This window comes from Erwinia oleae (assembly GCF_000770305.1).
Taxonomy (GTDB): domain Bacteria; phylum Pseudomonadota; class Gammaproteobacteria; order Enterobacterales; family Enterobacteriaceae; genus Erwinia; species Erwinia oleae.
This window is the reverse complement of sequence record NZ_JNVB01000097.1, coordinates 1-11,217: the sequence shown is the minus strand read 5'-3', so window position 1 is coordinate 11,217 and position 11,217 is coordinate 1. Positions and strand designations below refer to the sequence as shown.

The following is an 11,217-nucleotide window of genomic DNA, read 5'->3' as shown; positions in this document are numbered from 1 at the left end:
GCGTAAAGGCTGTGGGTGGTGATATCGAGACGTGTTGCAACGCTGGAAACAGAATAACCACGATCAACAACCTGTTTGACTGCTTCAATTTTAAACTCTTCGGGATAACGCTTACCGCTCATGGGCACCTCTCTTTAAGCCATCTTAAATGACTCCGAGGTGTCTGTTAAACCCGTGGCGATTCAAATGGCACAGGAAATTTAGCGGTTCGGGCAGATATTGTCCCAACAGCCGATGGCTTTCACGGCTGGCTCACGTTTCGCGAGGGCTGGCATGAAGATAGCTACGTTTATTCTCGACGACTTATCGCTTTCCCTGAAGGGAAAATAAGACCGCAAAAAGCCTGGCGACTTGCATGTCAACAAGCTGAGCATTTAGCTTATCTGCGGTATCGATTCCGGTAAGTATATTTAACGTCCGGTAACTGGAACCAGGCCGATCGCACTGCCGGTTGAGCGCTTCATGTCTGCCTGGCGATCTGAAGGATAAAACATCCTTCAGGGGTGTTTTTCTCCTGTCTATTTTTTAAAAGAAGGAATAACACCATGAACTTTATTCACACGCCGTATCAAAACGGAGTCGCCTTACGTGAAGATCTCTTTCACAGGCAGTTTGAGATTCGGGTTACTGGTATGACCGAGTATCCGGAAGATGATCCGATATATGGCACATACTATCTTGAAGAAACCCTGACCGTTTGCGAATTTTCGACCATTAGTGGTGCAGTGGAAAAGCTGGTTCTTCTTTATGAAACCGACAGCTGGCCCATTCGCGATGAAGGCGAAGATTATTATGACTCTGACCTGGGACATGACTGTGGCCCCCGGTCTTTCTCCCCACGTTTTGCACAAGTTTACGATCGTCAAAATCGCCGGGTTCTGTGTGGTGACTTTTCTCGTGGACTGGTCTGGTTTAAGCCGTTGACGACGCCGCAGGACATCGCGACGCTGCAGGCGAAACAATGCAGTTTGCGCGAAGAGGCGGCATTTGAATCTGGCTGGGATAATTACAGTACCGCCCGGGATCTCCGTGCTCAGGCAACAAGGCTGGAGATGTATCTGACAGACAAGCGATATGCCTGTTTGCCGGAGGTACAAAACCTGGCAACCCGACGATATACACCGGAATCTGGCCATTTATGGCGCGATCCGGGCATTGTGTATTGTTCATCAATCAGACGGGTATCTAAGCAGTTGATGTCAGCTTAACAGTTGTAGTCTGTGACCCACCTTGACGGGGATTTATTTCCCGTTCGGGGGATAAATCCCCTTTTTGTTAACTATTAAAGAGGATTTATCCATGACTGAACGTTTCTTACCAGCAGGCCACCCTGTTGTTTACACTATCGAGCAGCGGAGTACCGTTCCGGTCGAGACCTGGAACAAGTTTACCTCGGTGATTATCGATCTATACCACTGCCTGCCATGCTGCATGCGGCCGGTGAATCCGCGCCGGAACAATGAGCGCACTGGTGCTTTCTCTCTTTTCCATCTCGACAGTAGTCCAAAGGCTGACGAGTTGGTTTTCAGCGGTAAAACAGGTGAAGGTTACAGGCATCGTATCATCACGGTATCGCGCGAGCGTACCCGGGATGTGCTGAGCCTGGATGAGATAGAAACAGAGCATCAGATGTCAGTCGATATGTTTACCCGCCTGGTAATGCTGGCGCTTCACAATATCTGCGGTGCGCATTTTCTTGTTCATTCCACGGCAGGAGCCTGTTCATGGGCGCTGCCGCTGACCATCCTGAACCGGGCCCGTGACGACCAGTTTTCTGGTTGGAAAGTTCCTGATGCGGTGCAGTATGCCACATCGTTTTCGCAGGAAAATGCCCGGCTGACTGAACAGGCTATTGCTGGAAACCTTACCCTGAGTGTGGAAATAAATCTGTCCCGTGAACAGTGGGAGGATATTGCCGCTTTGGAGTTCAGATTGTATGAACCCCAGGACCAGGAGCGTCTTTCAGCCGACCCGGAAACCTCTTCGCTGGAACTTGTTTTAGGCTCCAGTACCGGTGAGCTGGTGACGTTGAGTGGTTTAGATGCTCTGCTTCACTGGGTCTGCGTCAATATGCCGGAATATGAAAAGGGTGTTCCGGACCAGGAACCGATATTTCTGTCCCGTAATCATCTCGCATTACTGCGCGATGACATCCGCAACGGCTGGTTCTCGTCGTACAACAACGAACCAACCTGGGGGGAGACGTTCTGCACTGAGCTGCAACTGATAGCCTTGTGGGCGAATTATTGCATCCGTACGCTGGATATGGAGCGGGAAAGTGTTTTCCTGTTTGCGATCTGGTAAATGCTGATTCGTCTTAATCCTTTAGCGGTGCTGTAACGCCGCCTGAATAACACCAACCCGGCAGGGAGACCTCCTGCCGGAGGTCCCTGTCTTTCAGGAGTGCAAATATGTTGCGTTTTCACGGAAAAGACCTGAAAGCGGTTCTGGCCGAGTCCTTAAGTAACGACAGGCCTGTGGTACTCACCTGTGACGTAACCGTGTCTTTGTCTGTTCAGGATGGCGAACGTTTCCGTTCGGCCCCCGGATGTGAAGACCCGTTACGGCACCAGGCATTTGCAGATGGCTGTCATCCCGACAGGGATCAGGGATGGGCTATGCTGGCCCCTGTGCTGGTCAACAATGCTGTTTTCACTAAACCTCTCGTCCTGACGGAAGGGCGTATATGGGACATGCTGACGAAGAATCATCAGCTCACTCTGATGCTTTCAGAGAACGATATTGCGGTATACACCGGCGAAAAGCGTTATGTGCCGGTGGCCGGTTACCGGGATCTGACGGACAGACTGCATGTGACGGCTACCAGGCATTTCGGTGCCTGCTGCAGTGGCAGCGAGCTGAAGTACTGGCGTATGGCTGCATTACGGTTGCTTGAGGATGTTTATCCCGTCGCCTGCCGTCATGCAAAACCGGCAGACCATAACCGGTTTCTGATGGCCGCACATAATCTGCAACGCCGGACAGAATGTGTTTCACCTGACGGGGCGCTGCTGATTCTGAGCGCCTGATTTAACGACCACCCGCCTGCGGCGTGCCTCACGCCCGCAGGGGAGGGGCACGCCTGTTTTAAGGAGTGCTCTATGCAAACTGATAACCGTAAATCCACCGCCAGGGTCTGTAAAAAGCCAGCGGCAGGCAAAACCTCCTCCGGTAAATGTCGCCAGGCAGGAACGGCCGCGACGCTCACTGGCAGCGGCGATATTTATCGTCTGGTCACTGACCGGATAATCATCGCGCTGGAGAACGGTGTGAAACCTTGGCGGAAGCCATGGCGCACCGTCGCTGGCAGCGAACCGTCTGGTCTGCCACTGAATGCTACAACCGGCCGTCATTACAGCGGCGTGAACGTCCTGCTTCTCTGGATGTCAGCGGAAGAGCAGGGGTTTCGCAATAACCACTGGTTGACATACCGGCAGGCGCAGCAGGCCGGTGGTCAGATCCGCAAAGGTGAGAAGGCGACGCTGGCGGTGGTTTACAAGGACTGGACAAAACAGGCGGAAGACCGTGATGGCAACCGCCTGTATGACAGTGACGGAAAACCGCTGCTGGAAACGGTACCAATGCTCAAACCTCTGCAGCTGTTTAATGCAGAGCAGTGTGAGGGCCTGTCGGCAGATATTGCCTTTCCATCTGAGCCACCTCAGACAATGAATGAGGATGGCATACTCAACCCGGAAGTGATGGACAGGATAGTTCGGATATTTAACGCCACCGGTGTTAAGCACCGGATGCTGTCCCAGAACCGCGCGTATTATCGATCGCTGACGGATGAAATTTTGATGCCGATGGCGGAGCAGTTTTTTACCGAAGCGGACTGTTGGTCCACGCTGTTGCACGAACTGGTACACAGTACCGGTCATGCAAAGCGCCTGAACAGGGAGGGGATAACCGCTTCGTCGCGCCAGTTTGGCGATCCGGTTTATGCGTTCGAGGAACTTATCGCCGAAATGGGCAGTGCGTTTTTATGCGCACAGCTCGGTGTGTTCGGCGAAGTGCGACACGACAGCTATGTGGAAGGCTGGCTGAAGATCCTTAAGTCTGACAAAAAAGCACTGTTTCGCGCCTGTCGACAGGCGCGTGAGGCCAGCGAGTATTTACTGGGATTCATCACTAACGGCACTTGCCCGGGAAAACCAGAGAGTGCCAGACAGGTTGGATAACCTACCGTTACACAACCGCTGATATTTAACACCTAACCCAACAGGGGAGACTTTCCCCCGCTGGGGAAAGCTCCCTCTTTTTCTTGTAAGAAGAGGAGAACTACCATGTCGAACTGGTGCAACAATCGTTTGATCATCACTGGCCAATCCGTGTTTGTGGATGAGCTGCAGCAATGGGTCAATGGTCATGTCATACCTGACTATCGCCATGCCATCCTGCAGAGCTGCCGCCTTTTCCTGGCCGGCTGTGCCGGGATATTAAGACCGGCAACGGTAAAAACCAGCGCCTATCTACCCTGGCCTGGTCTGCTGACCCATCCAGGGGTAGCCTCACCACAGAATCTGGCCTTTGAACAATGGGTTGGATTATTGAAAGCCGATGTACCGTTAACTGCGGAGAATATTCGACTGATTGAACGTCTGTATCGCCAGTCGGGTATTGACGCGGTGAAGTGGGAAAACATCCCATCCCTGGCACAGGAACGCATTGCCGATGTGCTTAGCCGTCAGTATGCGGACTGGTTCGGTGTCGTCGGATTAAGTTCTGCCATTGATGCTGGCCGTTGCTGGGAACATCTCGGTTTGATGCCTGAATATACCGCCCCGTGCGATATGTTGATGCTGATACCTTCCCGCCTGGCTACCGAATTGAACGGTGCCGGGGGGCTGCTTCGGGACGTGCCGACAATGGCTGAACTTTACGGTCGCCAGTACGGGGTCGAATGGCCGTTTGGCCATAATGTTGGTTGCGTTCGCGACGGTATCAATACGTTGACGGTGCACTTCGATTCGCCGTGGTATCCGCCTGCTGGTGAGGTCATCGGGGTATTGTCAGAAAAGTTCAGCTGCCAGGCTGAACACACCTGGACTATGCCAGATGCGGAGCGTAGTGGTTATGACCGCTACGACCATGGTGAGCATGTCGATGGTGGACGAATAACGGATGAGTCTTCTGAGGGAGAGGTGATTTATCTGACTTATGCCGACAAGGACTCAGTACCGTTACCCTCCTGTGCAACAGCCAGTGAAGCACTGACTTCTGCTCATTAACTCACGTATGGCCACCGCGAATAACGGTGGCCTTTGTTTACCCGTAGGGGAGTTTCCCTGCGTGGTGAACTCCTTCGCGGCTACATCAGCGTGCTAAAATAGTCTGAGAAATAATGATAACGCCCTGAAATTGGGCGTTATTTATTTTAATATTTGCGGTACCATATTGATGTAATATCGCGGACCATCATATGGGAGATGCTATATTGGAACCGGAACGAAACGTCAGAACTGATTTATTTGAATGGTCAGATCCGCTGGTGAAGGCTTGCAACAATTTTGTATCGTTTAAAGACAATCTGGATACGAGTAATCGCGCTACTGAGGTTTATGATCTACCGCTCAGAAAGATCCGCCAGTTGTTTGGTTTCTATGATAGAGACCTTGAAAAGAAGCCATCGTGGTTTCGACGCGCTTTCGGAGCATTGTTCCCAAACCCTCGGCGGCCGCGCGCTCAGGCAACTGCTATAATGCCTTCCTGTTTTGTAGAAGCTGCGTTACCTTTTTCTGATAATGGTAAACATGTTGAACCTTATGAAATACGACTAATCCGTCCTCAACTTGTTTTATCAGGTAGTTACAATCAGTACAACCGTGATTTTTACCAGGATATTCAGGATGTTTTTCCTGATGAAGTAATGAATTCATTGGAAAGTGCCTGTTTTAAATATACCAACGGCATTCCTGATACAGAAACTAAATATACAAAAATTGGTCGGCTACCTCTCTATGTGGCTATTGAGGGAAAAAATAGACTTGAGTTATTCAAACGCTACAGAAAATACATGTATGCGAGAGTGAGTACGGTGTTTTTTCCAGAGCCGGATGAGTTGATTTTGATCAGGCTCAAGCCTTTCAATATATGGATGCTTGACTACCGCGGGCAAAAGTTAACCCTACCTTTTAGTGAGATAACATTGCCTATTTTACGTGAATATGGTGTGTGCAAAGAGAAGATTAAGTGGGACTTTTTTTCGTTGTTAAAACTGAGGCGGGGCAGGATTAAATCGATGAGTTTCCAAATGCATCCATAAATCATGATGTGAAATACTATTGATGAATCGCTCATAGTAGTTACCATTAAATCTATAGATGGTTTGTGTTATTTAAATCAATACGCAGTATAAGTTTCTGGGTAATTGTGATGCAGATTGCAAATTTTAGATTGAGTATTTTGTTGTTGATTTCGCTTGTGTTAAGCATATCTAAGTTTTTGATAGATATTAGGCGTGCGTAGGAAAGCAGGAATAACAGGGACGTTATGTTGAATTTAGCGAAGGCATTAGCGCTTGCCCTTTATGGCATAATTGGCATTGCAGGCTGGTATCAGTACGATACCCTGCTGCGGCGTCCGGCCATTACAAAAGCAGAAACGGTAGATAATCTTTCATCTGATATGACGGTAAATTATGTCAGGGCGATGGTCTGGTATCATTCCCGTGGCAAACTACAAGAGCTTCGTTCTATCCTGCTTAATGATGATTTATCTCAGCGCGAACGTATTAAAATCAGAATTAAGAATATGCTTATGCACCGATCCTCAGCCTATATTCGCGAGTTAAACGCGCTAAATACACCGATAAATAGCCTCGGGAACTGGTATCAAAGTCATTTTGATTTCGATAATTTCTTAAAGGATATATATAAAATTGTATTTGATAGTGGACTTACTGTTGAAGAAAAAGTCCGTAATGCAACGGATGTTATGGAGGAATATCAAAACATTACTAATCGCAAGTTAATTGATAGCCTAACTGAAACACAAGGAGTTCCAGATGAGCAATAAGAGATTTGCAGTAATTCTTTCCGGAAGTGGCGTCTATGATGGCTCTGAAATTAATGAGGTCGTATTAACGTTACTTGCTCTCGAAGAATGTAAAATTAATTATCAGTGTTTTGCTCCCGATATTGAACAGCATCATGTTGTTAATCATGTAAAGGGCGAGGTGTCTGCAGATACGCGTAATGTATTAAATGAATCAGCCAGAATTGTTCGTGGTAAAGTTAGGAATATAAAAGAATGTATAACGCAGGAGTTTAATGCGCTTATTGTCCCAGGAGGATTTGGCGTTGCAAAAAATTTATCTGACTATGCATTTAAAGGACAGGCGTTTGAGATTAATCCAGAAGTATTAACCGTGTTAAAAGATTTCAAATCCGCTAAAAAACCTGCCGGGTATATGTGCATCGCTCCTGTGTTGCTCCCCGCCGTGTATGGCCCTGGTGTTGTTTTAACGGTTGGCAATGATGATGAAACGATTTATGTTATAGAGAAACTCGGAGGCATTCACAAAGTTGCCAAAGTTGATGATATCGTGGTTGATACTTCCAATCGGGTCGTAACCACACCGGCTTATATGCTTGCTGACGGTGTTTTAGAGGCAAGGATGGGGATTTATAAACTTGTTTCAAAACTTGACGAAATGAGCTAAAGAATTGTTTATATTTTCAATTGTAGTAGAGGTCTTGCTGTATGTCTTAATTTTCTCTCTGTTTAAATACAGTGAGCCAAATGACAAAGATACTACAGTGAGGCCCTCTGTTTCATATGATTATGAGACCAGGCAGGTTATTCTCAACGGATATTTTATTGTAACTACCTTTCGTTATTCTTCTCTTAATCGATCATTATTTGAATACCTTTACTGCAATCCTGGCCGACGGATCGCTTTTGAGGAACTGGATAAGGAAGTTTTAAAAGGACGGACGGTGAATCTGTCGAAAGTGGGAGATGCCATGGGGTTTAAATGTGAACTCCGCAGGCTTTTGTTTACCTGTGAAGGCGATTCAATAATGTTTCATCCGGAAAAGTTAGCTAACTACGATAAACCCCTAAGAATTACGTAATACCATGCCGCGTTATTAATAGTTGCACGTTTGTTGTAAATGATTCTTTGCTTCCTCTCTGAAATTGTGATGCGCTTCACATTCTGACTTCTTCTTATTGACTCTGAACCCCCAGGAACTCTTCCGACTTTTTCTGACTTGCCCTTACCTGCTTTCAGGAGAGGTTATTTTTCGATAGGGTTAAATCATTATCTTTTAATAATTTTATTAAATGGCGCAGATTTTTTAGCGTGATAAATAACCTTTTTTATCTGGCAATGTAAGTTATTGGATTAACTTCCATGAGCGGTAGCGTGTCTGAAAGAATTAAGTAACAGGCTCACCTGACCCCAGTAAATTTTTTTTGTACAGGAAAAGGTTTTCATATGGTAGCGGCATATCAGCCTGTGCAGGATAGCGCCTGTTATTAAGTTATGGAGTGCTGCAAATGTCTTATTCTGATACGCCTGAACAGGCAGCCGTGATTGGCTGGTCCGGGCACCGCCTGATCGTCAGGGCTTTTGCCGGCACGGGCAAAACCTCCACGCTGGTGCGTTTCGCACAGGCCAATCCTGAAAGCCGGATGCTTTATCTCGCTTATAACCGGGCGGTCAGAGATGACGCCGAGCAAAAATTTCCGTTCAACGTTGAATGCAAAACGTCTCATCAACTGGCCTGGCCCAACTTTGGTCGCCATTACCAGCAACGGTTGACGGGTAATCTGCGTATCACCGACGTTGCCCGTAAACTCAATACCCGCCACTGGCCACTGGCACGCGTGGCCATCACCACCTTCAATGCTTTTCTCTGTAGTGCCGATACTGAGCTCGGACATTCGCACCTGCCGGACAGCGATGAACGTTGCGGGCTGTCCGCAGAGAAAATTCTCGCCGCCGCGCAGTTGCTCTGGCGGGAGTCTGCCCGCCAGGAGGGGAATTTCCCGGTCACGCATGACGTCTATCTCAAGCTTTATCAGCTCTCTCAGCCCGATCTCTCAAAGCGCTGGCAGACGGTGCTGTTTGATGAGGGGCAGGATGCGAACCCGGTAACCCAATCTCTGGTACTGGCACAGCGCTGTCATGTGGTGTTGGTCGGCGACCGTCATCAACAAATTTACCGGTTCCGTGGCGCTGAAAATGCCCTGGATGCACCGCAGCTGGCTGATGCGGATCAACTTTACCTGACGCACAGTTTTCGGTTTGGCCCTGCCGTGGCCAGAGTGGCAAACAGGCTTCTTGCCCGACAAGGCGAAACGCTGTCTGTGACAGGGAACGGAGGCGACGATAGTGTCGTTACCGGTTTATCTGAAGATGTGAACCAGCAGCACGTCGCCATATTGAGTCGGACCGTTGCCGGCGTTATTGGTGTAGCCCTTGAGGCCAGCCTCGCCGGTAAAAAGGTGTATTGGGTCGGAGGCATTAGCGGGTACAAAACGGAAGAGCTGGAGGATTTGTACTGGTTCTCGGCAGACATGCCTGAACGCATGCAATCCCCGTCGTTAGCGCGGGAATATCGCAATTTCGAGGAGTTTGAGTCGGTGGCCAGGGCGACCAAAGACGCGGAAATGAATCAGGGACTGCGGTTACTTGACCAGTATTTCCCCTTGCCACAGAAACTGCAGGTCATGCGTGAACATGCCGTGACGGATGAAAGCCAGGCAACGGTCAGCGTTTCTACGGCACACCGTAGCAAAGGTCTGGAGTGGCCGGTGGTTGTGCTGAATGACGACTTTGCCGATATCACCGATCCCCTGCTGTCAGAGCGCGAGCGTACCGATGAAACTAATCTACTGTATGTGGCCGTGACGCGCGCCAGACAAACGCTGGTAATTAATGCGTTACTGCAGGCGCTGCTGGATTCAGAAGAGGAAAATAAGCCCACGGGATCGCCATGTTAAAAGCGATTAAAGCGCTGATCGCCGGTGCCCGGGGTACACCGACAAAACACACGGCTCAGCCATCAATGGTTGTGCCTGCCGGCTATTTTATGCCCGCCTCTGCAGAGCAGTTGCTCAACACCGCTTCCCGCAAACAGTGCCTGCAGCAGTTGTGGGAAAACAGCGCGCTGCCCAAAGATCTCTATGAGCAATTTTATTTGCAGCCTCTGAAGCACCTGATAGCACTGATGCAGGTGTTACCAGCAACACAGCAGGGGGAATATGCCAGGGAAGGGGGGCTGGTTGATGTCACGCTGCAGACCGCGACATTCACCGTCCGTCTGGCAAAGGGTCACATGTTGCCCCCGGGCGCTGCACCTGAAAACCAGTCAGCCCAGAACGTGCTCTGGAATGCGGTGGTGTTTTATGCTGCCCTCTGCTGGTATTTGCCTTTGTTTAATCAACTTGAAGGCGAGCTGCAAAGTGGCCGGGTCTGGTTGCCAGGACTTACGGTCCCCGGTGAGCCATATCGCTTCCGTTTCAGGGGGTATCCGCCAGAGAACGCCCTGACGATAAGTCAGAGTGCAGTGATTGCCGCGCGTCTGGTTCCGGCCGAAGCCATCGACTGGCTGTCAAAGCTACCCGCTGCAGTACAGGCGCTGATGCTGGTTGCTGCACGACAGCCGGGTTCGTTACCGGTGATCGATGACATCGTCCGGGAGGCCGTCAGGCTGGCACGGGGGAATAGTCTGTTGCCCGCAATACCTTTGGGTGACGGCCCGGTGGCACCGACCCCGATGCCGTCTCAGGCTGGCACAGCAACTGCCGACTCACTGGTTCCTGCGGTTGATTTGCAAAGTGCGGTCAATTTGCCGGCCCTTGAGTCGTCGCTGGCTCAAACGGTGGCCAGGACTGACACCGAAGGGCAGGAGGGCGGTGGTGAAAGAACGTTGGCCGATACTTTACTGAGTTCAGCTCTGGACGAGCCGGTTAATAAACCGCTGGCTGAAATTGTGATGGTGCCGGAAACGACGGCCAATATTGGAGAAGATACGTAAGCGTATCGTTCAGACCGTCTTTTATTTTTCCCCGTGTTTCCTACCATGGACATTTTCGCGAACATGGACACTACCGTGGACAGAAACACGCCTTACACCAGAAGGCCCTGGATCACAGCTGCACTCAGCCTGCGCTTTAACGACGCCCTGACTTACCGTGAAATCGCTGAGCAACTGAACATCAGTACTTCCTCTATGCATAAAATGTTCAAGCGTTTTCGCCGCA

11 protein-coding genes and 1 pseudogene are annotated in these 11,217 nt (G+C 49.6%); 11 read left to right on the top strand and 1 reads right to left on the bottom strand.

Annotation, left to right across the window (positions count from 1 at the left end; genetic code table 11):
• Positions 1–122 (bottom strand): transposase (locus tag GS12_RS20815; protein WP_034950416.1); only part of this gene is annotated, 122 nt, incomplete at its 3' end.
• A gap of 423 nt (positions 123–545) precedes the next feature.
• Between GS12_RS20815 and GS12_RS20810 the strand changes: the two genes are divergently transcribed.
• From GS12_RS20810 to GS12_RS25255, 11 genes and pseudogenes are all read left to right on the top strand, one after another.
• On the top strand, positions 546–1,208 hold the full coding sequence (locus tag GS12_RS20810) for a hypothetical protein (RefSeq protein ID WP_052118552.1): 663 nt from the start codon (positions 546–548) through the stop codon (positions 1,206–1,208).
• Between the two features lie 91 nt (positions 1,209–1,299).
• Entirely contained in the window at positions 1,300–2,304 is a 1,005-nt protein-coding gene (locus tag GS12_RS20805) for a hypothetical protein (RefSeq protein WP_152601459.1), read from the top strand.
• Positions 2,305–2,411: 107 nt separating this feature from the next.
• Positions 2,412–3,029, top strand: coding sequence for a hypothetical protein (locus GS12_RS20800; protein ID WP_034950411.1), 618 nt, complete (start codon positions 2,412–2,414; stop codon positions 3,027–3,029).
• 72 nt (positions 3,030–3,101) lie between these two features.
• Positions 3,102–4,181, top strand: coding sequence for an ArdC family protein (locus GS12_RS20795; protein WP_084089805.1), 1,080 nt, complete (start codon positions 3,102–3,104; stop codon positions 4,179–4,181).
• A 105-nt stretch (positions 4,182–4,286) separates the two neighbouring features.
• Positions 4,287–5,231 carry a DUF1281 domain-containing protein gene (locus GS12_RS20790; protein WP_034950409.1) on the top strand — a complete coding sequence of 315 codons (945 nt, stop codon included), beginning with the start codon at positions 4,287–4,289 and terminating at the stop codon, positions 5,229–5,231.
• A gap of 191 nt (positions 5,232–5,422) precedes the next feature.
• Complete coding sequence (locus GS12_RS20785; RefSeq protein ID WP_034950407.1) at positions 5,423–6,265, top strand: hypothetical protein; 843 nt, start codon at positions 5,423–5,425, stop codon at positions 6,263–6,265.
• Positions 6,266–6,492: 227 nt separating this feature from the next.
• Positions 6,493–7,017, top strand: coding sequence for a hypothetical protein (locus GS12_RS20780; protein WP_235421282.1), 525 nt, complete (start codon positions 6,493–6,495; stop codon positions 7,015–7,017).
• Positions 7,007–7,663, top strand: a complete 657-nt coding sequence (elbB, locus tag GS12_RS20775; RefSeq protein ID WP_034950404.1) for an isoprenoid biosynthesis glyoxalase ElbB — start codon at positions 7,007–7,009, stop codon at positions 7,661–7,663. Before GS12_RS20780 ends, elbB begins: the two co-directional genes overlap by 11 nt.
• 842 nt (positions 7,664–8,505) lie before the next feature.
• Positions 8,506–9,954 carry a UvrD-helicase domain-containing protein gene (locus GS12_RS20770; protein ID WP_034950402.1) on the top strand — a complete coding sequence of 483 codons (1,449 nt, stop codon included), beginning with the start codon at positions 8,506–8,508 and terminating at the stop codon, positions 9,952–9,954.
• A pseudogene (locus GS12_RS20765) lies at positions 9,948–10,985 on the top strand (TraI domain-containing protein); the annotation flags it as partial. The gene GS12_RS20770 and the pseudogene GS12_RS20765, both read left to right, overlap by 7 nt.
• A 51-nt stretch (positions 10,986–11,036) precedes the next feature.
• On the top strand, positions 11,037–11,217 hold a 181-nt coding region (locus GS12_RS25255), incomplete at its 3' end, for a sigma factor-like helix-turn-helix DNA-binding protein (protein WP_034950400.1).